The sequence below is a fragment of the Butyrivibrio sp. DSM 10294 genome (genome assembly GCF_028539135.1).
Classification (GTDB): Bacteria; Bacillota; Clostridia; order Lachnospirales; family Lachnospiraceae; genus Butyrivibrio.
This window is the reverse complement of the sequence record NZ_JANSWL010000072.1, coordinates 98,447-125,015: the sequence shown is the minus strand read 5'-3', so window position 1 is coordinate 125,015 and position 26,569 is coordinate 98,447. Positions and strand designations below refer to the sequence as shown.

The 26,569-nt window shown below is 45.8% G+C and carries 19 protein-coding genes and 1 other RNA gene; 17 read left to right on the top strand and 3 right to left on the bottom strand.

Annotation, left to right across the window (positions count from 1 at the left end):
• Positions 1 to 10 precede the first annotated feature (10 nt).
• The 4 genes from metG (at position 11) to NXH67_RS07990 (ending at position 4,408) form a co-directional block, all read left to right on the top strand.
• On the top strand, positions 11 to 2,047 hold the full coding sequence (metG, locus tag NXH67_RS08005) for a methionine--tRNA ligase (protein WP_272797065.1): 2,037 nt from the start codon (positions 11 to 13) through the stop codon (positions 2,045 to 2,047).
• Positions 2,048 to 2,136: 89 nt separating this feature from the next.
• On the top strand, positions 2,137 to 3,087 hold the full coding sequence (locus NXH67_RS08000; protein WP_022778827.1) for an alpha/beta fold hydrolase: 951 nt from the start codon (positions 2,137 to 2,139) through the stop codon (positions 3,085 to 3,087).
• 13 nt (positions 3,088 to 3,100) lie between these two features.
• On the top strand, positions 3,101 to 3,574 hold the full coding sequence (locus NXH67_RS07995) for a GNAT family N-acetyltransferase (RefSeq protein WP_022778828.1): 474 nt from the start codon (positions 3,101 to 3,103) through the stop codon (positions 3,572 to 3,574).
• A 30-nt stretch (positions 3,575 to 3,604) separates the two neighbouring features.
• A complete protein-coding gene (locus NXH67_RS07990) occupies positions 3,605 to 4,408 on the top strand; it encodes a YesL family protein (protein ID WP_022778829.1) in 804 nt (267 codons plus the stop codon).
• A 478-nt stretch (positions 4,409 to 4,886) separates the two neighbouring features.
• On the opposite strand, the gene NXH67_RS07985 is transcribed toward NXH67_RS07990, so the two are convergent.
• Positions 4,887 to 5,183 (bottom strand): hypothetical protein, encoded by a 297-nt coding sequence (locus NXH67_RS07985; RefSeq protein WP_022778830.1) that lies wholly within the window; start codon positions 5,181 to 5,183, stop codon positions 4,887 to 4,889.
• 1,012 nt (positions 5,184 to 6,195) lie between these two features.
• Between NXH67_RS07985 and NXH67_RS07980 the strand changes: the two genes are divergently transcribed.
• From NXH67_RS07980 to NXH67_RS07965, 4 genes are all read left to right on the top strand, one after another.
• Positions 6,196 to 7,305: an ABC transporter ATP-binding protein gene (locus NXH67_RS07980; protein WP_272797031.1), complete on the top strand. Its 1,110-nt coding sequence runs from the start codon at positions 6,196 to 6,198 to the stop codon at positions 7,303 to 7,305.
• Between the two features lie 265 nt (positions 7,306 to 7,570).
• Entirely contained in the window at positions 7,571 to 8,590 is a 1,020-nt protein-coding gene (locus NXH67_RS07975; RefSeq protein WP_272797030.1) for a DUF4332 domain-containing protein, read from the top strand.
• A 311-nt stretch (positions 8,591 to 8,901) separates the two neighbouring features.
• Entirely contained in the window at positions 8,902 to 13,341 is a 4,440-nt protein-coding gene (locus tag NXH67_RS07970; protein ID WP_272797029.1) for a DUF4332 domain-containing protein, read from the top strand.
• Between the two features lie 62 nt (positions 13,342 to 13,403).
• The gene (locus tag NXH67_RS07965; protein WP_272797028.1) at positions 13,404 to 13,772 is read left to right on the top strand and encodes a hypothetical protein; all 369 of its coding nucleotides are present in this window, start codon (positions 13,404 to 13,406) and stop codon (positions 13,770 to 13,772) included.
• A gap of 534 nt (positions 13,773 to 14,306) precedes the next feature.
• Here the strand turns inward: NXH67_RS07965 and NXH67_RS07960 are convergent.
• Positions 14,307 to 14,531: a hypothetical protein gene (locus tag NXH67_RS07960; RefSeq protein ID WP_272797027.1), complete on the bottom strand. Its 225-nt coding sequence runs from the start codon at positions 14,529 to 14,531 to the stop codon at positions 14,307 to 14,309.
• Positions 14,532 to 14,705: 174 nt separating this feature from the next.
• Here NXH67_RS07960 and NXH67_RS07955 point away from each other — a divergent pair, with 174 nt between their 5' ends.
• Positions 14,706 to 15,797 carry a PucR family transcriptional regulator gene (locus NXH67_RS07955; protein WP_022779758.1) on the top strand — a complete coding sequence of 364 codons (1,092 nt, stop codon included), beginning with the start codon at positions 14,706 to 14,708 and terminating at the stop codon, positions 15,795 to 15,797.
• Positions 15,793 to 16,027, top strand: an RNA gene (gene ffs / locus NXH67_RS07950) — signal recognition particle sRNA large type. Before NXH67_RS07955 ends, ffs begins: the two co-directional genes overlap by 5 nt.
• Positions 16,028 to 16,184: 157 nt before the next feature.
• Here ffs and NXH67_RS07945 read toward each other — a convergent pair.
• The gene (locus tag NXH67_RS07945; protein WP_022779757.1) at positions 16,185 to 16,613 is read right to left on the bottom strand and encodes an RrF2 family transcriptional regulator; all 429 of its coding nucleotides are present in this window, start codon (positions 16,611 to 16,613) and stop codon (positions 16,185 to 16,187) included.
• Between the two features lie 145 nt (positions 16,614 to 16,758).
• Here NXH67_RS07945 and tadA point away from each other — a divergent pair, with 145 nt between their 5' ends.
• The 7 genes from tadA (at position 16,759) to NXH67_RS07910 (ending at position 26,561) form a co-directional block, all read left to right on the top strand.
• Positions 16,759 to 17,292 carry a tRNA adenosine(34) deaminase TadA gene (gene tadA / locus NXH67_RS07940; protein WP_272797026.1) on the top strand — a complete coding sequence of 178 codons (534 nt, stop codon included), beginning with the start codon at positions 16,759 to 16,761 and terminating at the stop codon, positions 17,290 to 17,292.
• On the top strand, positions 17,289 to 18,830 hold the full coding sequence (locus NXH67_RS07935; RefSeq protein WP_272797025.1) for a DUF3502 domain-containing protein: 1,542 nt from the start codon (positions 17,289 to 17,291) through the stop codon (positions 18,828 to 18,830). Before tadA ends, NXH67_RS07935 begins: the two co-directional genes overlap by 4 nt.
• 105 nt (positions 18,831 to 18,935) lie before the next feature.
• On the top strand, positions 18,936 to 21,227 hold the full coding sequence (locus NXH67_RS07930; protein ID WP_022779754.1) for a hydratase: 2,292 nt from the start codon (positions 18,936 to 18,938) through the stop codon (positions 21,225 to 21,227).
• A 7-nt stretch (positions 21,228 to 21,234) separates the two neighbouring features.
• Positions 21,235 to 22,797 (top strand): glycoside hydrolase family 9 protein, encoded by a 1,563-nt coding sequence (locus NXH67_RS07925; protein WP_272797024.1) that lies wholly within the window; start codon positions 21,235 to 21,237, stop codon positions 22,795 to 22,797.
• A 78-nt stretch (positions 22,798 to 22,875) separates the two neighbouring features.
• Positions 22,876 to 23,667 carry an alpha/beta fold hydrolase gene (locus tag NXH67_RS07920; RefSeq protein WP_272797023.1) on the top strand — a complete coding sequence of 264 codons (792 nt, stop codon included), beginning with the start codon at positions 22,876 to 22,878 and terminating at the stop codon, positions 23,665 to 23,667.
• A 24-nt stretch (positions 23,668 to 23,691) separates the two neighbouring features.
• On the top strand, positions 23,692 to 25,323 hold the full coding sequence (locus NXH67_RS07915; protein ID WP_272797022.1) for a UDP-N-acetylmuramoyl-tripeptide--D-alanyl-D-alanine ligase: 1,632 nt from the start codon (positions 23,692 to 23,694) through the stop codon (positions 25,321 to 25,323).
• Between the two features lie 29 nt (positions 25,324 to 25,352).
• On the top strand, positions 25,353 to 26,561 hold the full coding sequence (locus NXH67_RS07910; RefSeq protein ID WP_022779750.1) for a D-alanine--D-alanine ligase family protein: 1,209 nt from the start codon (positions 25,353 to 25,355) through the stop codon (positions 26,559 to 26,561).
• Positions 26,562 to 26,569: the final 8 nt, after the last annotated feature.

Sequence of the window (26,569 nt, the reverse complement as noted above, 5' to 3'; positions counted from 1 at the left end):
GGATATAAAAATGCAGAATAAAGGTAAATACTACATCACAACTGCCATCGCATATACCTCAGGTAAGCCTCATATAGGCAACAGCTATGAGATCGTGCTGGCAGATGCTATTGCAAGATATAAGAGAAAAGACGGCTACGATGTTCACTTCCAGACAGGCTCAGATGAGCACGGACAGAAGATCGAGACTAGAGCTATCGAGGCCGGCTGCGCATCTCCCAAGGAGTTCGTAGACCAGGTATCAGATACGATCAAGGGACTGTGGAACCTTATGGACACATCCTATGACAGATTCATCAGAACCACAGATGATGACCATGTTAAGCAGGTTCAGAAGATCTTCAAAAAGTTCTATGACCAGGGCGATATTTACAAGGGATCTTACAAGGGAATGTACTGTACAGAGTGCGAGGCTTTTTACACAGAGTCTCAGCTCGTTGACGGCAAGTGCCCTGAGTGCGGCGGCCCTGTTCATCCCGCTGAGGAGGAAGCTTACTTCTTCAAGATGAGCAAATATGCCGACAGGCTTATCGAGCACATCAACACTCATCCCGAGTTCATTCAGCCCGTTGCACGTAAGAACGAGATGATGAACAACTTCCTGCTTCCCGGACTTCAGGATCTGTGCGTATCCAGAACCTCCTTCAAGTGGGGAATTCCTGTTGATTTCGACGACAAGCACGTAGTTTACGTATGGCTTGATGCTCTCACCAACTACATAACCGGTATCGGCTATGATGCGGACGGTAACAGCACAGAGCAGTACAAGAAGTACTGGCCTGCAGACCTTCACCTTATCGGTAAGGATATTATCCGTTTCCATACTATTTACTGGCCTATCTTCCTTATGGCCCTCGGCGAGCCCCTTCCGAAGCAGGTATTCGGACATCCCTGGCTCCTTCAGGGCGGCGAGAAGATGAGTAAGTCCAAGGGCAACGTTATCTACGCAGATGATCTTGTTAGCCTCTTTGGCGTTGATCCCGTAAGATACTTCGTTCTTCACGAGATGCCTTTTGACAACGACGGTGTTATCACCTGGGAGCTGATGGTTGAGCGTTTCAATTCAGATCTTGCCAACACACTGGGCAACCTGGTTAACCGTACCATCGCAATGAGCAACAAGTATCTCGGAGGTGTTCTTGCTGACAAGGGCGTAGCTGAGGACGTTGATGCAGACCTTAAGGCAGTTGTAACCGGCTGTTATGACAAGGTTGAGAAAAAAATGGATGAGCTTCGCGTAGCCGATGCTCTCACAGAGATATTCGCTCTTTTCAAGAGATGCAATAAGTATATCGACGAGACAGAGCCCTGGGTTCTTGGTAAGGACGAGGCCAAGAAGGACAGACTTTCTACAGTTCTGTACAACCTCGTAGAGTCAATCTCAATAGGTGCGGCTCTCCTTGATCCTTTTATGCCCGAGACTGCAGAGAAGATCAGACAGCAGCTCAATTCTCCCGAGAGAGACTTCGACAGCCTTGATAAGTTCGGTGTATATGCAAGCGGAACCAAGGTTGTGGAGACACCCGAGATGCTTTTTGCCCGTAAGGACTTAAAGGACGTTCTTGAAAAGGCAGCAGAGATCACAAGAAAGCAGAAGGAAGACTTCGAGAAATCGCAGGCTATCGCAGCTGAGAACCTCTATAAGGCAGGACTTGGTCCCGCACCCGCTAAGGCAGAGGATAAGGCTGATGATGCGGCAGTTATCGATATTTCTGCCAAGGAAGAGATTGAGTATGACGATTTTGGCAAGATGCAGTTCCAGGTAGGTGAGATCATCGCCTGCGAGGCAGTTGAGAAGTCCAAGAAGCTTCTTTGCTCACAGGTTAAGATCGGAAGCCAGGTTAAGCAGATTGTTTCCGGAATCAGAAAATATTACACACCTGAGGAGATGGTTGGTAAGAAGGTAATGGTTCTTGTTAACCTTAAGCCCGCCAAGCTTGCAGGAGTTCTTTCTGAGGGAATGCTTCTGTGCGCTGAGGATGCTGAAGGCAACCTTGCCCTCATGACTCCCGAGAAGCCTATGCCATCAGGAGCTGAGATCTGCTGATAGTAATAAAAGATTTGTTTGTATAGCGCTCATTTAATTGTGGTATTATAAATATATAACCTAAAATTATATGTGGAGGGATTCCTGTTATGGTACGCAAAGAGGAAGTGACTTACAAATCAAGAGACAGACAGACCATGATCCATGCAATCAAGTGGATTCCTGAGGGACAGCCCATTGCTATTCTTCAGATCATTCACGGAATGCAGGAGTACATTGACCGCTATGATGAGTTCGCACGCTTTTTGGCTGAGAAGAACATCCTGGTTATGGGTAATGACCATCTGGGACACGGCGGTTCCATCGGCGAACACGGTACCAAAGGATATTTCTGTAAGGATGACGCCGCAACCGTTCTAGTGCGTGATGCTCACAGGCTTAAGAAGATGGTTCAGGAAGAGTATCCCGGAATTCCGGTATTTATCCTGGGACACAGCTTTGGCTCTTTTGTTGCCAGAGAGTACATAACAAGATACGGAACAGGTATCGCAGGTGCCATTATTCAGGGCACAGCTTTTGCACCCACCGGAACAGTTAAGTCAATGGGCAGTTTGTGCAGCTTCCTTAGCTTCTTCCTTGGAGAGAAGACCCGTTCAAATATGGTCAATAATATGGCTTTCAAGGGATATCTCAAGAAGATTCCAAATGCCAGAACCAAGCAGGACTGGCTTTCTCATAATGAGAAGAGCGTTGACAAGTACATTGCAGATCCGTTCTGTAACTTCGTATTTACTCTGAACGGATTCAAGACCATGGCGACACTCCTTACCAGAGTTCAGAATGTGGAGCTTATGGAGGATATTCCTAAAGAACTTCCTATCCTTATCACAGCAGGTAAAGAGGATCCTGTAGGTAACTACGGAGAGGGCCCTGAGAAGCTTTTATATATTTATAAAAATACCCTTCAGCTGAAAAATGTTGAGATCAAGATGTATGATGGTATGCGTCATGAGCTTCAGCAGGAAATCGGCAGAGAAAAAGTATTTGCCGATCAGTATGAGTGGATTAAGAAAGTAGCAGACAAAGTTGCAAAAGGTTGACACTTCAAAAATAATGGTAAGATTTGCTTACCATTCTGACTGGGACGGGGCTATGAAGCTTGCCTGGGATACCTTCGTAAGATTCGATGCCCCCGACTATTCTCAGGAAGGAATAGAGAATTTCCGCAAGTTTGTCACAGATGATACTTTAAGGAAAATGTTTCTGGCGGGTAACTACCAGCTCTTTGTGGCAATTGATGCGGATAAGTGTGTAGGTATGCTTTCCCTCAGAGAGAGAAAGCATATTTCTCTGTTATTTGTAGATGCGGATTACCATCATAACGGCGTGGCCAGTGCCCTTATACATTTTGCCGGATATTATGTGGCTAATGAAGAGGGCTTTGAACAGATGACTGTTAATGCTTCGCCTTATGCGGTGGGATTCTATCACCGCAAGGGCTTCTATGACCTGGGTGTGGAGACAGTGGCAGATGGCATCAGATTTACGCCGATGCAGCTGGATTTACATAGATACAAAAGGAAATAATTTTTAGAAAGTAAAAGGTTTTACGGTTTTATGGGTAAGTTATTTGATCTCGACAGCCCGCTTATGCGAGCACTCACAAGAATCGCGGATATCATGATTCTTAATCTACTGACAATTCTGTTCGCTCTTCCCCTTGTATTTGAACAGGTACTGATGCTGTATCCGGTATATGAGGCGCTTATGAATGCCACGGATATTATAGAGCTCAAGGCCTATACGGGAATGATCATTGCCGCCTGGCTTGGCGGAATCGTATGCTCTATACCGCTTGGCGCTGCCTGCACGGGAATGCACTACGTGCTTCTCAAGATGGTAAGAGATGAGGACAGCTATATTGTCAAATCCTTCTTCAAGTCATTTAAGGAAAACTTCAAGCAGGCCACTGTTCTTCAGGTAATCAAGTTTGGTATCGCCGGTATTTTGTTCCTTGATTTTCTCATTATGCTGGGAAATGGCACGATTTACGGTTATATTGTGCTTGCCTTTGCACTTATTCTGTATATGGCATCGCTGTATACCTTCCCGCTCTTGTCCAAGTTTGTAAATACAGTTCCGGGAACAATCAAGAACTCATTCCTTATGGCAGTACTTGCGCTGCCCAAGACAGTTCTTATGGCATTTGCAACAGCTATTCCGATTGTGGTTCTGTACTTCTTTGATCTTAGAGCTGTTCCTGTTATGATCCTTATCGGCATAGCAGGTCCTGCATATCTGGAGGCGCTTCTCTACAATAATACCTTCAAGCGTTTCGAGCCAAAGGAAGAAGAGATCTCCGAAGAGGAAGAACTTAATAGAGCAATCTCCAAAATTGATGAGGACAGCACGGTAGAGTAATCTACCGTGTTTTTTTGTGTGGATACCCGGACGGAACTTGCGGGAGGAAAGGCATCCCACAGAAGGATGGCAGAAATAGTCGCCCCTCGTTCGCTTAGATTGCATGGCTTTCCATAAAGGCCCCGACGGGTCTGCAGCTCCTAAACTCCGTCCGGATTATTGCGTCGTGGTTACCCGGAGGTGATGTGGCCGGACGTCAGACAAATGAGCTGCGAACAGACCCATCAGGACCTTTCTGAAAAGCTCATGAATCTATACGCTCTCTCAGAGGCGACTATTTCTGTCATCCTTCTGCGTGATACCTTTCCTCCTCGCAAGTTGCTGACCCTCGATGCCACAAAAAATGGAGGAGTAATCAGATTACTCTATCTGCAGCTTACGGGGAGGCTTCAATCGCGAAAGCAAAAAAGGACTGTAGTATTCAGAATGCAGGGTATGTTTGAATGGTGACTTGAATATATGTGGAGAGCATATTGGGTTATTTGTTAGTCTTAAGTTTGTATACAAGGAATATTGTATAGATTGTGGCTATGATCAATAGCGCAAGCCAGAGATAAAACCGGGAAGCTCCTAACCAGAGAATAAGGTCAATCTCAGCTTTGACACCTTCCCAGCCATAATATGTAACTGCATTATCACTGAAAAAACCTGCTATATTTACACCATCTCGGTAGGCATGAATCAGCTCAGTTACATAAACAACTCCCGGAATAAAAGCTATTATCCACAGAAAAACATCAATCCCAATAAGTACTTCTTTCTTCTCATTATCCATAACTTAAATTCCCCACTATGTTTTTTACTTTATTTTTTCGCGTTATTACCCCATTCTATTTCAAATATTCATCCAAATATACAACTCATAAGCCAGAAAACACTAGGCTATTTTCCTAAATCTGCAATTTATGTATCGGGGCAACTATTAAGTAACCTAAGCAAACGTGGATTGCAGCCTCCCAGACACTGTGCATATTTGCATTAGGTTTTGAATATATAGACCAACATTTGGAATTGATTTGAGTTACCATACACAGTCCCTTTCGATAGACTTGGCTGAGGCACAGTGGAAGGATAGAAATATTCGCCTGTGAGAGAGCGCTAAGATTCATGAGCCCTTGAAGATACCCTTCATAATCTGTCCACGGCTCATTGTCTGACGCCCGGCACCTGCGATGTTCACAGTCTTCGCCAGCTTTCGGGGCTTGGCTCTGCCGGGGGAAGCATACAAAATGTGCAGTTCTTGTACGACGCGATGATTATCAAGACGAGAGGACGAAGGAATGACGACTGTTCACGAATAGGCATGAGTAGGAGGCATTCCTTTGGCATCGAGTCTTAGATAATCACAAGGCGCACGAAAACAAGCATTTTGTATGCTTCCCTCGAAAGAACCAAGCCTTGGAAGCTGTCATAAACTTTAATCACTCACCGGGCGGAGTTTTGAGCCGTAGATTATGGAGGGTAGAAGCAAGGGCCATGCAATCTAAGCGAGCGAGAGGCGAATATTTCTATCCCTCTACTGTGACTCATCAAAACCTACACAAGGGACGTCCGGGAAACCAAAACTAACCAAATTGGAGATATTCAATATACAAATTGCACAGTGTTAAAAAAAATTATTCGGCATTATTTTGGAGAGGGGGAAAAAGGGCTTTTTTCTTTGGCAGAATTGCTAATGAAAAGTTAAATATTTGTGAAAATAGTGAATAGTAAATAAAAAACGTTGAAGATATACTTTTATTGTTGAATGGCAATTATGCTATGTAAATTTAGGAGGATTAAAAGGTATGGCAAGTTTATCACTTGAGCATGTTACTAAAGTTTATCCTAACGGTTTTGAGGCTGTTAAGGACTTCAACCTCAACATCGAGGATAAAGAGTTTATCATTTTCGTAGGACCTTCAGGATGTGGTAAGTCCACAACCCTTCGTATGATCGCAGGTCTTGAGGATATCTCTTCAGGTACTCTTAAGATTGGTGACAGAGTAGTTAATGACGTTGAGCCTAAGGACAGAGATATCGCGATGGTATTCCAGAACTACGCTCTGTATCCTCATATGACAGTATATGATAACATGGCTTTCGGACTTAAGCTTCGTAAAGTTCCTAAGGCTGAGATCGACAAGATGGTTAGAGAGGCAGCTAAGATCCTTGATCTTGAGAAGCTCCTTGATCTTAAGCCTAAGGCTCTTTCAGGTGGACAGAGACAGCGTGTTGCTATGGGACGTGCTATCGTTCGTAACCCTAAGGTATTCCTTATGGACGAGCCTCTTTCAAACCTTGATGCTAAGCTCCGTGTACAGATGAGAACTGAGATCGCTAAGCTTCACCAGAGACTTGGCACAACAATCATCTACGTTACACATGACCAGACAGAGGCTATGACTCTTGGTACAAGAATCGTAGTTATGAAGGACGGTGTTGTTCAGCAGGTTGACACACCTCAGAACCTCTATGACAAGCCGGGCAACCTCTTCGTTGCTGGATTCATGGGATCACCTCAGATGAACTTCCTTGATGCTGATTGCGAAGTTCAGGGCGACAAGGCATTCCTTAAGATCGCTGGTCAGTCAATCGAGCTTCCTCCTGCAAAGGCTAAGAAGCTTATCGAGGGTGGCTACGCTGGCAAGAAGGTTGTATTCGGTATCAGACCTGAGGATGTTGATGATTCAGAGATGGTTGTTAGCACATCTAAGGCTGTATTCGAGTCAACAATCAACGTATACGAGCTTCTCGGTGCAGAAGTTTATCTGTACTTTGATCTTGCTGAGTTCCCTATCACAGCTAGAGTTGATTCAAGAACAACAGCTAGACCTGGCGATAAGGTTAAGTTTGCGTTCGATGTTGAGAAGATCCACGTATTCGACAAAGAGACAGAGAAGACCATCACCAACTAATATTGATTTCCCGGAGCCGTGCATTTTGCACGGCTCTTTTTTGTGATATAGGAAATTTCTCCGAAATTCCTATATCATAAAAAGAGCTGATAAAAATGCAGGGCTGGAAATGGGTATTTGTCATAATTGTCGTGATATTAGAGAATATTACCGATGGGCAAATAGATTTGATGATTAATAATTGCATTTGATGATTAATTTCTGAAAATATAATAAAATGTTGTTATATCGTCAATGTTTGTTTGATAAATAGGGGGGGTATACGATGGCATCATTATCATCAATCAAAGGGTTAAATTCGTCTCAGATAGGAAGTCTTTCGCAGCTGTGTAGTATTGCGACAGCGGATAAGTTGTTGGAGGTGGGGAAGACGCCGGGGGAGAGGAAGGTAATTGCGGATAAGCTGGGTGTTGACAGGAGATATGTGGATCTGTGGGTGAAGCAGGCGGATATGCTGAGAGTTCAGGGAATGACGGGGGACCAGGCATTTATTTTGGTTGCTGCGGGAATTCGCAGTGTGAGTGATCTGGCTGAGGTTGATTATGACTATGCGAAAAGAGCGGTCAAGGCGGTGTCAAATGCACATCCTGAGTATAAGTATGATGAGGCTTCATTGGATGAGATGATGAACGAGGCAGAGAAGATGACTTCTTCGCTTGAGTTTGATGATGCTGACCCTGAGCCTAAGCAGCTGTATGCAGGAGGAAGCACCAAGGGGATAAAGGTTGAAGCGGATAGTTTTAACGGAACAATGACATTTACAAGTGGAGATGATGTTTTCCAGATTGAACTACCGGAAGGGTATAAGTGGGAAAGCACCACATCCTTCAAGATGACACCAAGCGATGGCGGCACCGGCGGTGATAGCGATGATGGCGGAAACAGAACCAGGCCCATGGGAAGAGTAGATCATCCGGGAATGACGGGCGGAGGAAGTGGTATTAATAGTGGTACCCATGATAGCAGTAATAACAGTGGAAATAATAGCAGTAGAGACAGTAATGGTAACAGTAGCACCAGACCCACGGGAAGAGTAGATCACCCGGGAATGACGGGCGGAGGAAGTGGTATTAATAGTGGTACCCATGATAGCAGTAATAACAGCGGTAATAACAGTAGCAATAACAGCAGAGGCAGTAATGGTAACAGCAGCCCCAGACCAACCGGAAGAGTGGATCATCCCGGTATGACAGGAGGAAGCAGCAACAGCGGCTCAGGAAGTAATTCAGGAAGCAATTCAGGGAACTCCGGTACTCAGCGTGGCAGCACCGGCAGAAGAAGGTGATTATAATCAAGGAATGCGTTGTGAATATACAGCGCATTCTTTTTTTGTGGACATGAATCTATATAAGTGGCAGTGATTTCTATCAGAAGCATATGATTTTTGTAATGGAAGCATATTCAAATTAGTGGATATAAATTTACAAAATACAACATATTGTGTGTATTGTATGAGTATTTAAACAAACTGTTAACGATTTATAAACAATACTGATTAATGTCTGATAATAATATAAAATTATGTTATGCCGAATACATCAATTCGACGATGCGATAAAAGTACCTGTGGTTTTTGTATTGTAGAGGGGTATAACAATGGGAACATCACTAATACCGATCAAAGGAATCAGCCAGGCCCAAAAGCGTAATCTTGCAAATAACTGCAAGATCATGGATATCGCGGGGCTATTGGCCAATGGCAGAACGCCGGAGCAAAGGCAGACAATCGCAAGCAAGCTCCAGGTTGACAAAAGACATGTCAGCATTTGGGTAAAGCAGGCAGATCTGTGGCGCGTCAACGGCATGACAGAGGATTATGCATATCTTCTGGTGCTGGCGGGGGTGCGCTGCGTCCAGGATCTTGCCAAGATTGATGTTGAAACAACCAGGGGGGTACTAAAGTCCATATCCAATACCCATCCTGACTTTGAGTATGATTCTGGTGCTCTGGAGGATCTCAAAGCTGAGGCTGCCAAGCTGTGTCCAACTGCTCTTGCAAGTCATAATCTTCAGCTGGTAATTGAGGCACTCGGTAAGGATAGCGAGGAACTTGAAAACTTTTTTGGACAGTTCAAAGACAAGTACGAACAGACGGCACTTGTTTTTGATGCCAATGATCCTGAGCCTACGCATCTTTTTGGCATGGATTATGTCCTTGAAGTTCTTGATAAGAAAAGCGAAAGTGAGATCATAAACGAAGGTCTTGATGCTCTTCGAGGTATTACGGTAGCACTCCCCAATCCCAGATATTTAACAGGTAAGGTTACTTACCGCAGCATAGGTGAAAAGAAGACCAGAGAGTCCATTAATGTTGCTAATCTCAGGGTGGATGTAGATGGCGTAATTAAGGATCCTGCTGATTCTGAGGCGGCTTCAGAGAAAAATTTTGCATATACGAATGCAGAGGGTATTTTTATCATTACTCTTCCAAAGGACTATACATGGGGGGATTTTATTACTTTTACCATCTCCCAGGGAGGCTGTAAGCAGGTCTTCAAATTTGATGTGGTGGATCTTATAAGAAATGCAGTTGTTAAGGATTCGATGATAAAAAAATCGACCTCTGAGCTTTTGGAGGATCTGGAAACAATTGATGAGTATAACAATATAATCAGTGTTTATACTTATGACCGGAAAATAGTTAAGGTTATGGCTGATCTTCATGCAGAGATTGAGTCTGCCAAAGATGATGAGGAAACAATTGAGACCAGAGCCAAAAAGGAACTGCTTGAAAAGCTCAGGAACAGGGTCGAGATCCTTGATCTTGACGATGATCTTACCAAGAATCTGCAGCTAAATTATAACAAGATGCTGCCACAGATGATAGATAAGTATCTTGAGGGTGAGATAAACAATTATCGCAAGGCAAGAGACTGTATCATTGATGAGGATTTTGGCCAAAAAGCTCCGAAGAAAGAAAAACAGAGGAAGGTTTCTTATCTTATTGGACTCATTGAACTTGTATGGAAGTATGGCCTTGAGGATGGAGAGGAAGGCTTTGTACTCATTGAGGAAGTCTTTAAGGGGTATAAGGATGATCATCCCAAAGCTCTTCCAAGTGTGAAGCTAATGGGCGAAGGCGAAGATGCGGTTATGCTTCCGACAGATAAGGCGCCCTCAAGAACCTTTAGCTATTCACTGCTTCAGAGGTTGGTTGAACCGTCAATATATCCTGAAATGGGCGATTATGATGAGGAGGGTAAGAAAAGACAACGTCGTAAGCTGGATAGGCCAGCAGATGTGACGGAATTCCAAAAAAGTTTTGGCAGGAACCCTGATGGGTATCCTATCATGTCATCTCTTGGTATGGGCTATACCCTTAACCTGAGCCAGTCATGGGTTCCGGATGGATTTGCGCTTGGCGAGCTTCTGTATTCATTAATACTGGCTCCGGGCGAGGAACAGAGACTTATTGTAAGGGACAGTAGCAGTTCATATGCGATTCAGGACAATATTGATGCGCAGGACTATAAGTCAACGAGCCAGACACAATCGCAGACAGATGCCATCCTGGCAATGTATGACTATGCTATGGGGCAGAGTATGTACGGATATTCCGAGATGGATTATTCTACAAAGACTACCTCCGGAGGTGGAAGTGCCGGTGGAGGAATTTTTGGTGCGATTTCAGGAATATTTGGAGGCCTGTTTGGAAGCGGCTCAGGGGCAACTTCCAAATCCAGTGGGAGCGCAAGTTCCAGCGCCGGTCAGACTAACAGGCATAATGAAGCTTCTGTTGCTGCGCAGGCCTTCAACCAGAATTTCACGGTTGCTGCAAGCCTCTATGAAAGGGCTAACAGAGTCAATATTCGTGCGGCCACAAGTCAGGAGAGAGATTCTGTTGCAACAAAGATAGTAGCCAATCACAATCACTCTCACACAATGACAGTGCAGTATTGGGAGGTTGTGAGAAGATACCGATTGGAGACTGCAATACAGGGAATCGATCTGGTACTATTTGTACCGCTTAAACCGGTAAGATTTTTACCTGAGACTCAAGCTTTGGAACTAAACTTTGGGTATGGACCTGAGTGTGAAAGCGGAAAGCTCAGCAGTGCCTCCGAGATGACCTGTTCAAGTTTCAAGAGCAGATATCAGAACGTCATAAGGCATTATAGTGCAATCAGAAGTATGATACCGTATTCATACAGAAACGGTCTTGATCTGATGCAGAAGTTTTATGCAATGCCATATTTTAAAATTGATAAGTTTGATCTAAATACGACAGATGAAAGATATTACATTGAGGTAACCGGAAACTTCCTGGAATTTGATAATCTGTCAGCAAAGATCTCATTTGATAACGGAACTAAGCCCATATATGGAAGGGTGATTAACTACACCTATTCACCACTTATTCTGAGAGAGCTTGGTCTCGGTTTTGCAGCGAAAGAATTTAATATTTCCAATGCTAATGAGCTTGCACATGAACCTCATACAAGGCAGGAAGTTAAAGAGGCTGTAATATTTAGCAGGAATTATAACGCTGAATATGTTAATTCAATTTCTTTTGAGTTCCTTTTGCCCTATGGAACCACCAAGGATAATATTTCAGAGCTTGAGATAAGAAATAGCATTACTGACGGATGGGATTATGCTTTATCCCAGGATGAGAAGGATCAGACGGAATCAGAAAATTATGCGATTAAGAATTACAAACTCTGGATGAACAAGTTATATGATAATACGAAAGACCGTGACCGAGAGTCGGAAGTTGTTGCGCAGTTCAAGCAAGGACTTCCTGAGTGGTATTTTAATCCGATAGCAACATTCAGTGCCAGCGAGTTGTATTCCTATGGAAATCTGAAAATCACTGTGTATGAAGGATTAACCAAAGGCCCGGCACTTGAAACACAAGCGGTGCTGTCACGGAGTCCTGTCGTGCATTCCTATGGAAGACAAACTCCTAAGCTTACAGTGGCAGGGTTCCAGGAAATTGAGAGAACTTTCCAGCATATTGTGACCAATACCCTGCGCTATTCAAGGGCTGTATGGCAGTCGATGACGACAGATGATCTTGCTATGCTTCTTGAGCAGTACAATGTAGATATGGATTTTGATAACTACTATGGTGATATCGGTGATGATGCTAAGAAAGATATTTCAGATATTCCTCTTCTTAATTGCATCAATGTAAAAAAACCTCTCGGATTCTATGGAAACTGTATACTGTTCCCGTTCACATATCCGGAAGAACTTGCTGTTAAACTGGGAAAAACGGCAGCAGAGGTTCAGGATGCACTGTATCTGTATCACGCATCCTGCTTCAGATCACCGTCGACGGTTATATCCATTCCTACAGATGGCATGATAGGTGAAGCCGTTCTCGGAGCTACGAATGTAAGTGAAAAGATTGATATCACAAGGTTCTGGAACTGGAAGGATTCACCTATCGATTCCATGACGCTTGACAGCACCTACCTGAATAAGACAGATTATCTAAGCGGCAAGACCACTGCAGAACTTAAGCCTATTGGAATATCATCACCTGCGCTTGCTACTCCTACAAGCGTAAACGATGTAATCAAGAGCCTCGTAGAAAAGCTTCCTCCGGAATTCAATGATATTACCGGAATCGAGAGGACAGCTGAAATTCTGAGTAAAGCAACTGAGTCAAATGCGACGGGAAGAGATACTGTTCTTAACAAGAATGCGGAGATGGTCAACAAAGTCGTAGACTATGCTACCGAGGTAATGAAGGCGCAATCAGCCAAGTCCGGAAATAGAAATCAGGGTAATCCGAATAATCCGGATGGCGGCAACAAGCCGAATGGAGATGGCAATTCCGGAGGCGGCGGAGCCGGTGGAACCGGAGGAGCAGGCGGTGGCGGATCCCATACAGCTTTCGAAATGCTTGTTGAGGCTCTGTATATGCTACTTTGCTGCGGACAGGGTGGATCTCAGGGCGGCAAGCCGGGTGGAGACACAAATGCGGCTAAGCCTGATGATAAGAAACCTGATGACAAGAAACCTGATGACAAGAAAACTGACGACAAGAAAACAGATGCACCAAAGACAGATGCAAGGAAATCATGATAATACACAATTATGTTATCGGTGACATAGATAAATGAACGCAGCGGAAAAGGAGAAAAAATATGGGAACTGAAGATAAAGATCCTAAGGCCGAGACCGGCGCAGAGACCGGAAAAGAGACCGGAAAGGAAACCGGAAAAGAGACCGGAAAAGAAGGCGGAAAAGAGACTCAAAAAGAGGCTGAAAAACTCATCGGAACAGAGGCTATTGAGCTTGCTTTGGCCAGGATTCTGGAACAGGAGACCTCAGAGGAAGCCATGGAACTTAAAAGGCTGGCTCTCAGGAAAGCTGCAATGGAATGCGATACAGCAAGAGCCCGAATTCCCGCACCTCTGAATATCACCGAAATCGGAGGATATTACAATCTCCTTGAGAACGATCCGGAGATGAAGAGGATGATGCTTGCATCAATTCTGGGGCTGCCATATTAAAGCCGATTCTCGCCTTTCATGGCGACATACATAGCGATGGGTGTCGAAGGACGGACCCTTGAGAGAGGGTTTGAAGAGGTCCCCGAAGTACGTTAACGGAAAAGTTGGAGATGGATGTCTACAAGAGTTTATTGAAAGATGGAGTACGTTCTGGCAAGGGCCGTCATTTTACGAGGATATTGAGTAACTAGAATTACTCAAAATGAATCAAGAGATGGCGAGGCGTTCCTGAAAAGATGTGAATAATGGGACAGCTTTAATAACTTGCCCGGGTTGGTTGCTCGCGGCTTCGGCCGGTTCAATCGATTATCGGAAGTTGGGACAAGGATGTATTGAAGATCGAAGTAGGCGCCCTTGTGGGTTATAGGTTCTACGGAACTACGTTAGTATGCAGTAGTCGGGCCCACGAAGTTAAGGGGTACGATGCGATGGATTACGGAAACAGAAGGAGGCAGGAGGGCCAAAGGATTTCTGAAAACTTAATACTGTGAATATGTAAGTGTGAAGCTAGTGCTTTGAGATGAGGTTTTGATGTTATGTAAGTTCAAGAAGATAGTGAACAGGAACGTTGAAACGGGAAAAAGACGTAGGAATGATAAGGGCCGGATTGCTTCCGGAAGAGGAAGTGGTAATGTCGTGCCTTGCCGGAAAATTCACGAGATGGCAGATGATGAGCCGCGGGAAACCGCGGCTCATTTTCTTGTAGCACAAGACCGGCAAGCGTAGAAAACCGTTGGCCAGAAGAAATACTGCGGCCATGCGCGTATTCTTTTTTTGGAATAAAAACAATAAAATGTGAATTGTGCTTCTATATATTGTGGATTTTAACATACTCCGGGAAGATTGTGCTATTATAATGTTAGATATGGAGCAATTCGCATCAATGTGATATAGTGTCATTTGCAGTAAATGCCTAAAAAAGGAGCAATAGTTATGATATCAGCGCAGACTATAAGAGCAAGTATTGAGGAACTCGGGGCCATTTCCAAGGTTGAGCTATGTGTCATGGATCTTGGTGGAGAAGTGGTGGCAGCAACCTCAGAGAGGGAATTTCTTGATATTTCCATAATAATAGGTTTTGCCAATTCTCCGGTGGATTCCCAGGTTATCGGAGATGTTCATCTGTTCAAGGTGCTGGATGAGGGAGATCCCGCTTATGTTCTTCTGGCCAAGGGCGACAGCGAGCACGCCTACATGATCGGCAAGATCGGTGTCAGCCAGCTGCAGAATCTTATAGTTGCCTACAAGGAGAGGTTCGACAGGAACAACTTTTTCCAGAATCTTCTTTTGGACAATATGCTTCTTATTGACGTATATAACAGGGCCAGGAAGCTCAAGATCGAGGTCAATGTTCCCCGCGTTATTATTCTGGTTGAGACAAGGCACTCCCAGGACAACACCGCTCAGGAGCTACTGAGCAGCATGTATGGTCAGCACTCCGGGGACTATGTGACAGCAGTTGATGAGAATAACGTCATTCTTATCAAGACTCTCGCCAGAAGCCAGAATTACAACGACATTGCGCAGATCGCCACGACCATCGTGGATATGATGAATACCGAGGCGATGCTTAATGTAAGGGTATCCTACGGAACCATCGTTGAGGAGATCAAGGACCTGTCCAAGTCCTACAAGGAAGCCAAGATGGCCCTTGATGTTGGAAGAATCTTTTACGCAGAGAAGAGAGTCAATGCTTACAACGAGCTGGGAATCGGAAGGCTTATCTATCAGCTTCCCGAGAGCCTGTGCAGGATCTTTATAGATGAGATCTTCGGAGGAAAAGAGGTTCCGGATGACCTTGATGAGGAGACTCTTAACACCATCAGCAAGTTCTTTGAGAACAACCTGAACGTGTCTGAGACTTCAAGACAGCTGTTTGTTCACAGAAATACGCTGGTGTACAGGATTGAGAAGCTGGAAAAGAGCTCGGGACTTGATGTCAGAAAGTTTGACGATGCGCTGACCTTCAAGATCGCGCTCATGGTTATCAGCTATATGAAGTATCTGGAGAGCAGAAACAGCTGATAAAATAGTACTTGCTAAAATTACTAATTTTAAGTATATTTATATAGCGGCTTTGCGAGAGGTGTATGTAGCAGTCCTTCTTGTTTAGCAGCGGGTCTTATGCAATGGGAATCTGCGAACCGTGTCAGGTCGGGAACGAAGCAGCACTAAACAGAACCTCTCATGTGTTGTAAGGGTGCCTGTTGCTTGCGGGGGACGTGCATGCATCTCTCCCAGAGCCGCTTTTTGGTGACAGGCACTGCGGCGGGATAAAGTGACAGGCACTGCATTTAACTAAAGTGACAGGCACTGCAGTAAGCTAAAGTGATTTTTACTTTAGTTTACTGTAGTGCCTGTCACTTTAGTTAAATGTAGTGCCTGTCACTTTAGTTAAATGTAGTGCCTACCTCAATCACTCTCGCCCCTACGGTACTGAACCACAAGATCCTCCAGGGTGAATTTATCCACGTAATCATTAACCACCTTATCCAGCCCCTGCCAGAAGCTTAAGGTTACGCAGTTGTCGGATAAGGGGCACTCAACACCGCTCTCCTTGGCGGCGCACTCCACGGGGGAAAGGTTACCTTCCATCACGCGAAGGATGTCGCCCACAACGTAGTCCTTGGGGGCTCTTGCCAGGCGGTGTCCGCCGTTGTTGCCGCGCATGCTGCGAAGAAAGCCGGCCTTGTTAAGGACGGTCACAATCTGCTCGAGATATTTGATGGTGATGTTCTGCCTTGCGGAAATATCCTTGAGGGCGATGAATTCACCCTTGTCGTTAACTGCAAGATCTATCATTACTCTGAGGGCATATCTGCCTTTGGTGGAAATTCTCATTTAATTCTCCTTGTATCCGGATTTGCGTGTTATGTTAATAGAACTTATAATTAAAATAGCGTGTTGCCTATTATATCAGATAATCTTGGCAATTACTACTAATTTGATATGAAATGTGTGAAATGACAAAAGGAATTGTTATTATATGGCAAAAAAGATAAGACCCCGGCAGGAGATTAGCCCGGAGGAGCAGCAGGACATCAAATATATGAAGGCGGCCATCACCCAGGCCAAAAAAGCCTACAAACTGGGAGAAGTGCCCATCGGCTGCGTCATAGTCTATGAGGACAAGATCATAGGCCGTGGTTACAACAGAAGAAATACAGACAAGACAACGCTGGCCCATGCGGAGATCACGGCTATCAAGAAGGCCAGTAAAGTAATAGGAGACTGGAGACTGGAGGGGTGCAAACTCTATGTGACCCTTGAACCCTGCCAGATGTGCGCCGGAGCCATAGTTCAGGCCCGTATCCCGGAGGTTATAATGGCAGCTGAGAGTCCTAAGTCCGGCTGCGGCGGTACAGTACTTGATATTTTGAACAACCCTGATTTTAATCATCAGGTCACGGTAAAAAGAGGAGTTCTTGGGGCCGAGTGCAGCGCCCTTCTCAAGGAATTTTTTGTGGAACTGAGGATCAGAAACAAAGCTGAAAAAGAGCAGAAAGGGAATCCCGGTTGAAAAAGAGACTTTTTTCCATGGTACTTGTAATAGTATTGCTACTGCCGATACTGTGCTCCTGCGGCATGGGCGGCAGCAGGGAAAATTCGCTCTATCCGGCTGTTAACTTCATGGAAAAGCCGGTAACCATAACCTATATGACCATCGGTGACAAACCAACCAACGGAAGGACCGAGGAGGTTGTGGAGAGGATCAATAAGATTCTGGAAAAAGAGATAAACGCAAGGCTGGATATTTTTTACGTCAGCTGGACCGATTATCTTGAGAATTATAACCGGACATTGAGTGAAGAGACGGTTAACATCGACCTGGTGGGGACCGGAACGGACTGGCTTGATGCCTGGAAAAATGTTGTAAACGGCAATTTCCTTCCCATGACGGAGGAAATGATAAGGACATACTGTCCCAGGACCTATGCCAATGTCAGCAGCTCCCAGTGGGAGGCTTGTAAGTATAACGGTAATATCTATTTTATCCCGGAGAATGAGTATGAGCAGTGGACCAACCACGGCTTTATCTACAGAGGTGATATCGCAGGGCAGGCGGGGATCAACTCTGTGGAGACCTGGGAAGATCTGACTAACTATTTTCTGTATGTCAGGGAGAATTATCCCGACATGATACCTTGGGATGCTTCCGGCGACATTTCTGTGGTGGCGCTGGGCTATCTCATGTCCAAGACCAAATATGTTCCAATTTATGAAATAACAACATACGGAATATGGGGTGCGTACAACAACGATTTGGGTACGCTAAGATCCCCTTTTTACAAAGGAGAGGAACTGGTGGAGTTCGCCAGGCTCATGAGGGAGTGGAACCAGATCGGGGTATTCAGATCTGATAATTCCGTTGCCGGCGACAATACTGAGGAGTTCCTGCAGGGAATCACCTCTGTGGATCAGCACCACACGCAGAAATATTACACGGAGACCAAGCCTTCCCTTGAACTGTCGCAGGTGGGGGCTGATGCGAAGTTCTTCTGGTTTGGCAAGGAATCCGGGAATCTCCTTCGAACCAGTATACTTCATGGGGCAATGGCCGTCAGCGCAAGGTCAAAGAATCCGGAAAAAGCCCTTATGGTCTACGATTATCTTAGAAACGACGAGACCTGCTACAGGCTCATCCGATATGGAATAGAAGGGACTCAGTATGAGATCAACGATGAGGGCATGCTGGAGAAGCCAAGCGGCTACAATCCCGACAAGGACAGCATAACCACCAACTTCTGGTGGGGCAGGCGTGATGCTCTGGAGATACAGGATTCCGGAGCTGCCTGGGAGGATTACAATGAGCTGTTAAAAGAGTATGAGCAGGTGGCCATGGACTACCCTTGGGATCAATATCCTTTTGCCACGGCAGATATAAGCGAAAGAGTGGACAGGATTAATGAAGTATGCGCCAAATACATCCCGGAGATAATCTACGGTAACTACAGGATGAGTCCGGAGGAAGAGGTGGCGGCCTTCAGAGAGGACCTTAGGCTCGCGGGATATGAACTTGTTACAAAAGAACTGCAGAAAATCCTCGATTCACATTAATTTTGCCACTACCAACATGGTGCCGATTATGGTATTATGGCGCTTAGAATAATTGTATACATGTATGACGGCAATAAAAAAGTACAAAAAGGCAGGAGGAATTTTATGGTTACAACGTTGGAAACCGGATGCTATCTGGTAAATGGTAATACTTTGATACCCGATGATTCACAGGCTAATGCTCAGCTGGCTGCTCTTGGAGAAGGCTCTGTAACTAAGGAGAGCGCTAAAAAGAACACCATCGCTTACGGAATTCTCAGTAAACACAACACTTCCGGAAATATGGACAAGCTCTGTGTCAAGTTCGACAAGCTTACTTCCCATGACATCACCTACGTGGGAATCATCCAGACAGCAAGAGCTTCAGGACTTGAGAAATTCCCTATTCCCTACGTTTTGACCAACTGCCATAACTCACTGTGCGCGGTAGGCGGAACCATCAACGAAGATGATCACATGTTTGGACTTACCGCAGCTCAGAAATACGGCGGAATCTATGTACCACCTCATCAGGCGGTAATTCATCAGTTTGCAAGAGAGATGCTGGCTGAGAGCGGAGCTATGATCCTTGGTTCCGACTCCCACACAAGATACGGAGCACTGGGTACAATGGCTATCGGAGAGGGCGGCCCCGAGCTGGTTAAGCAGCTCCTTGGACAGACCTACGACGTTGATATGCCCGGCGTTGTTGCCATCTATCTTGAAGGCGAACCCAAGAAGGGAGTTGGACCTCAGGACGTGGCTCTTGCCATAATCGGCAAGGTATTCGGCGACGGCTATGTCAAGAACAAGGTTATGGAGTTCGTAGGACCCGGCGTTGCCAAGCTGTCCGCTGACTTCCGTATCGGCGTTGACGTAATGACAACAGAGACCACCTGCCTGTCCTCAATCTGGCAGACAGATGATGAGATCAAGGATTTCTATGAGATCCATGGTAGAAGCGAAGCATATAAGGAGCTTAAGCCCGGCAAGGTTGCTTACTACGACGGAGTTGTTAAGGTTGACCTTTCCAGCCTTAATCCAATGATCGCAATGCCTTTCCACCCCAGCAACGTATATGAGATCGCAGAGGTTAACGCAAATGCGGCTGATATCCTTGCAGACGTTGAGAAGCGCGCTAAGGTAAGCTTTGGTGACAAGGTTGATTTCTCACTTCAGAGTAAGATTAAGGACGGCAAGCTCCTTGTTGATCAGGGAATCATCGCAGGCTGCGCCGGCGGCGGATTTGAGAATATCTGCGCTGCAGCTGATATCCTTAAGGGCAAGTTCATCGGTAACGACAGATTCACCCTTAGTGTATATCCCGCATCCACACCTATTTATATGGAGATTGTCAAAAACGGAGCGGCAGCAGCAATCCTTGAGTCAGGTGCGATCCTCAAGACTGCTTTCTGCGGACCCTGCTTCGGCGCCGGAGATACACCTGCCAACAACGCCTTCAGTATCAGACATTCAACCAGAAACTTCCCCAATAGAGAAGGTTCCAAGGTTCAGAACGGCCAGGTTGCTTCCGTTGCACTTATGGATGCAAGATCAATTGCCGCAACCGCAGCTAATCAGGGCATACTGACTCCGGCTACTGAGTTTGACGCTAGCTTCGAGAAGTACAAATATCATTTTGACAGCAAGATCTACGCTAACCGCGTATTTGATTCCAAGGGCAAGGCAGACCCTTCGGTAGAGCTTCAGCTTGGTCCCAACATCAAGGACTGGCCCAGCATGGTGGCACTTACCGACAATCTCCTCCTTAAGGTTGTTTCTGAGATCCACGATCCCGTAACAACTACCGATGAGCTCATTCCTTCAGGTGAGACTTCCTCCTACAGATCCAATCCTCTTGGTCTTGCGGAGTTCACTCTTTCCAGAAAGGATCCTGAGTACGTTGGAAGAGCCAAAGAGGTATATGCACAGGAGCTTAAGAGACGTGAGGATGTTCCTTTTGACAAGATGAGCGAGGACACCGCTGCAGCAGCTAAGGCTGTACTTACACAGTTCCCTGAGGTGAGCGCAGCCAACACCGGCATTGGCTCCACCATTTTCGCAGTTAAGCCCGGTGACGGATCTGCGAGAGAGCAGGCAGCTTCCTGTCAGAAGGTTCTCGGAGGCTGGGCTAACATCGCCAACGAGTATGCCACCAAGCGTTATCGCTCCAACCTTATCAACTGGGGTATGCTTCCTTTCATCATCAAGGAGGGCGAGCTTCCCTTCAAGAACCTTGACTACATCTTCCTTCCCGGAATCAGGAAGGCAGTTGAGAACAAGGACAGCGAGATCAGGGCCTTCGCAGTTAAGGACGGCGCACTCACAGAGTTTACCCTGACTCTTGGCGGACTTACCGATGATGAGAGACAAATTATTCTTGATGGTTGCCTGATTAACTATAACCGCGTAAAATAAAGGTGTTATGAAGCATTTTTTGAGGGCGGACAGATTATCTGAATATTTGGCAGTTGCAATACTGCTTGGAAGCGTCGCAGGCTGCGGCGCTTCTTCGGTTGAGGAAAAAAGCGAGGCACCTGTAGCAGCTCCGGTAAATATGGTCTCAGGGGATATCAGCACCGATTATGAGTCGCCGGTTCAGCTTCCGGGAACACTTGTGGATCAGCTCGGATTTAAAACGGACTCTGATAAGATGGTGATATTTAAGGGCACTGATCTTGAAGGCGACTTCTTTGTTAAAAACCTTGATACCGGGGATGTTGTATATACCGGACAGGTACAGAGCTACGGACGAAGCGGTGATGAGGAGTACTGCGCAGCAAGGTTTACGGAGTTCAAGGAACCGGGCAGATACTGTATTTATACGGATACCTTGGGCGAGTCCTATTCTTTTACGATTAAAGAGAATCTGTACGACGAGCTGCTGAGCAGTGCCTGCAAGAGATATTACATTAATAGATGCGGAACGAGCCTATCTGAGGAAAATGCCGGCAAGAATGCCCACAGCGCCTGTCATACCGCTATGGCACATCTCAAGGAGGATCCCCAGACAGAACTGGATGCTACCGGAGGCTGGCACATGGACAGCCAGGGTGACAGAGACGCTGCTCTTGGCAGCCGGATAGCGGAGGAGCTTCTTATTGCCTATGAGCTTAATCCCGAGTCTTATACCGATGACAGCGGGATTCCGGAGAGCGGCAACGGTGTTCCGGATATTCTGGATGAGATCAGATATGAGGTGGACTGGCTTCTTAAGATGCAGGATCCAAAGACCGGAGGCGAGTACGGAGCTGCTCTTACGACCGGGTCAGAGGACGAGGACGTATTTGCAAGACCTGTTGTGGTGACACCGGTGTCAATGGAGGCCACCATATCCTTTGCATCCATGATGGCCAGATTTTCCTATTTTTATCAGAAGTATGATTCTTCCTATGCAACTACCTGTCTTAGGGCTGCCGATAAGGCCTTTACCTGCTTTTTGAACAACCAGAAGGCTGAGGATAGCAGCGGGGCATTCAAGGCTGCCGCGCAGCTCTACAGAGCGACGGGAAGTGATACCTACGTGGAGGTTCTTGACAGCTTTTTTGCAGGCAAGGACTTTATGGATAAGTTTCATGAGGATGAGAATATTTTCCTGGGGGCTGTGACCTATATTTCTACGAGCCAGCCCGTTGATATGGAGCGCTGCAGCGTTATAATGAAGGCTCTTATGAAAGAGGCGGAGGACATTGCCAAGGAATCCTCGGAGGAGGTTTTTAAAGTAGCTGAGCCTGAGAATCCTGGCGATTTTGAGAAAATGCTGGATGATATGAGGTGCCTGTCAATAACCAATCATATTATCTATAACCACGAATATACCACGATTATTGAAAATCACGCCCATTATATGCTGGGAATGAATCCGGAGGCTGTGAATTACCTTACGGATGACACAGAGAGGACATATGCGGATGCCGGCAGGAGTGGTGTTATGCACGATCCGCAGCAGGATGCGCTTTTGATACTGATGCTGGGCGGCGTTAAGTGATATCAGCATTTTTTACCATGTATTTGCAAGGATAAGGAATTTGAAAAGGCCGGTGGTCGGTGCTAAGATGGTTACGATATGAATACAAATATTAATGGACTTAATATCAATTATATAGATGAGGGACAAGGACCCATGCTGGTGCTTCTGCACGGATGGGGCTCCAACATTGAGCTCTTTAAGGGCATTATTGATTTTACCAAGGGTAAGTATCACGTTGTTGCGATGGATATGCCCGGCTTTGGTAAGAGCGATGAGCCAAAAGAGCCTATGGATGTGGATGATTATGTGAATTTTGTCCTGGCTTTTATTAAGGAGCTGTATCCTGATGAGAAGGAGATCATGTTCCTTGGCCATTCCATGGGAGGCAGGGTTATAATCAAGCTCACCAGCGCAGTACATGACGGAAGGATCAAGGCTGATTTTACCGTGCCGAAGGTTATTCTTACAGATGCTGCGGGAATCAAGCCTGTGAGGACTAAGGCTCAGAATAAGAGGACCAAGAGATACAAGTTCTACAAGAATCTTATTACCAAGACCGGAATCGTCAAGCTGTTCCCGGGAACTCTGGATGCTCTTCAGAAGAAGTTCGGAAGTGCGGACTATGCGGCTGCTTCGCCTGTTATGAGACAGAGTCTTGTTAAGGTGGTCAATGAGGATCTTGCGCCCTATATGCCTTCTGTTACAATGCCGGCTCTTCTTATCTGGGGGGACAGGGATACTGCGACCCCGCTTTCTGACGGGCAGCAGATGGAGAAACTTATGCCTGAGGCAGGGCTTGCTGTTATTAATGGGGTTGGCCACTATTCATTTTTAGAGAACCCTGTTCTGTACAACAGGATTCTCGGAAGTTTTTTGGGAATTGACTAAAGTTTACTTGATGTGAGGTTTTTTATGGTTTTTGCATTAGTTTTGTTGGTGTACGCACCGCCGATAATCTTAGCGGTATTGGGACTTCGTTATCACACCCATATGCTGCAGCTCTCCAGCTATCAGTTCCAGGGGTATTTCAGACACCTGCGAAACAGTAAGCTGTTGCTGCTGGCGCATTTTCTCTTTTTAATAAGGGGAATTGCCGAGAGAGCGGTGGAACTTCTTCACAAGCCTGTGCGAATTGCAGGAGGACTTGTGCTTGGCGCTGCATATTTGTGGCTTCTTTTTAGGTATATACCAAAGCCTGCCAAGAAAAAGTTCGTGGTAACAGCCAGAGTTAAGCGCTTGTTTGCGACATACACTGTATTGTCAGTTCTGATACTTTTCCTTCCTTGGATTGTTTTGCTTATAGAATCTGCAAGGGGCAATGCGTCAATTGGTGGAAATATATACAGACCTGCGTTTATTTATATGGCGCTGATTCCTTTTATCCCGGCAATTGCCAATTTCATCAATATGCCAATTGAAAAGGGCATCAATCAGCATTATATTAACGATGCGGTAAGAATTCTTCGAAGCAACAAGAACCTTAGAATCATAGGCATTACCGGAAGCTACGGTAAGACCAGCGTTAAGTACTATCTGACAACTCTTTTGTCCGAGGGCTTCAGGGTCCTTATGACACCGGAGAGCTTCAACACTCCCATGGGAATTGTCAGAACCATAAGAGAGCATATGAAGCCTACCCATGAGATTTTCGTCTGCGAGATGGGAGCAAGGCATTTACATGATATAAAAGAGATCACGGATTTTGTTCATCCTGATGACGGAATCGTCACTTCTATCGGCTACCAGCACCTTGAGACCTTTAACAGTCTTGATAACATCATCAGCACCAAGTATGAGCTGCTGGATGCGGTGGATCAGAAGGAGAAGGAGGAGGGCAAGGCCCCCGGCAAGCACCTTAAGTTTGTCAACGGCGACAATGAGATCATTCGCGCCAATATGAAATACAAGGATGCCGTTACCTACGGACTGTCTGAAGGATGCGACTTCAGGGCCACAGACCTTAAGGTTACCGGAGCAGGAACAAGCTTTACCGTAACAACTCCTGCCGGCGAGACAGCTGAGTTTTCCACAAGACTTGTGGGTCAGCACAATGTAGAGAACATCATGGGAGCAATTGCCTGCGCCAGCAGCCTGGGCATACCCCTTACCAAGCTGAAGATGGCGGTAAGGCGCCTTCAGAGCGTGCCTCACAGACTTGAACTTACAAGGCACGGCAATGTTTCTATTCTGGATGATGCTTACAATTCCAATCCCAACGGAGCCAAGGTTGCTCTTGATACACTTTCTCTTTTTGAAGGAAACGTCAAGATCCTGGTTACCCCCGGAATGGTTGAGCTGGGTGAAAAAGAGGATGAGTACAACAAGGAGTTTGGCAAGCAGGCAGCAGCTGTTTGCGATTATATTATTCTTGTTGGAGAGAAGCAGACCCATGCCATTAAAGAGGGCATTTTGGAGGCCGGCTTTGACAGCGAGAGGCTCTTTGTGAAGAACAGCTTCAATGAGGCTTCACAGCTGATGTATGAGCTTGATGCGGGAAGGGATAAGGTAATCCTTTTGGAGAACGATCTTCCCGATAATTATTGATATAGGTTTTATTAAGAAAGAAGGATATTATGAAGTTAAAAGTAGCGGTTTTATTCGGCGGCAAAAGTACAGAGCATGAGATCTCAATTATCTCTGCAATCCAGGCTATAGGACATATCAACAAGGATAAGTACGAGGTTATCCCCGTATACATGACCAAGGAAAATGATTTCTATGTTGGCGAGGATATCGGCAAGATCGAGGAATATACACATATTCCACAGCTTCTTAGTAAGAGCACACAGGTAGTGTGGATCAAGGATAAGGAGACAGTATCTCTTGTAAGATACCCTCAGAAGAAGTTTGGTAACAACGTTATCACAACCGTTGACGTTGCATTCCCTATTGTTCACGGAACAAACGTTGAGGACGGAACCCTTCAGGGCTTCCTTGCTACCCTGGGACTTCCTGTGGTTGGCTGCGATGTTCTCTCATCAGCTGTTGGTATGAACAAGTATGTTATGAAGACTGTACTTAAGGACAACGGAATCGCCGTACTTGACTGCAAGTGCTATACATGGAAGGACTATGAGGATGTTGACGCACTTGTTTCCAGGATTGAGAAGGCTTTTGCCTATCCTGTGATCATCAAGCCTCTTAATCTTGGTTCCAGCATCGGAATCAAGAAGGCATCTGACAGAGACGGACTGTTGGAAGCTCTCGAGCTTGGATTTGAGTTTTCCAAGAAGATCCTTGTTGAGCCTGCTATCACAGACCTCAAGGAGATCAACTGCGCAGTTCTTGGTGACTATGAGAGCGCACAGGCATCGGAGTGCGAGGAACCTATCAACTCAGATGAGATCCTCTCTTTCGAGGATAAGTATATCGGCGGAGCCAAGGGCTCAGCTAAGGGCGGTGCCAAGAGCGGCGGCAGCAAGGGAATGGCTTCACTTAAGAGAAAGATTCCCGCAGATATCACTTCCGAGATGCGTGATGAGATCAGAAAAATGGCAGTTGATGCCTTTACCTGCCTTGGCTGCAGCGGTGTTTCACGAATTGACTTTATGCTGGATCAGGCCAGTGGCAAGGTATACCTGAATGAGATCAATACTATTCCGGGTTCTCTTTCCTTCTATCTTTGGGAGCCTCTTGGAATGAAGTATGAGGTACTTCTTGATAATATGATCGAGCTGGCACTTAAGGCCGACAGAGAGGCTCACAAGGTGGTTTATTCCTTTGAGACCAACGTTCTGGAAGGCGTTAAGCTTGGCGGCGGTACTAAGGGCGCCAAGGGCTAAGAGTTACA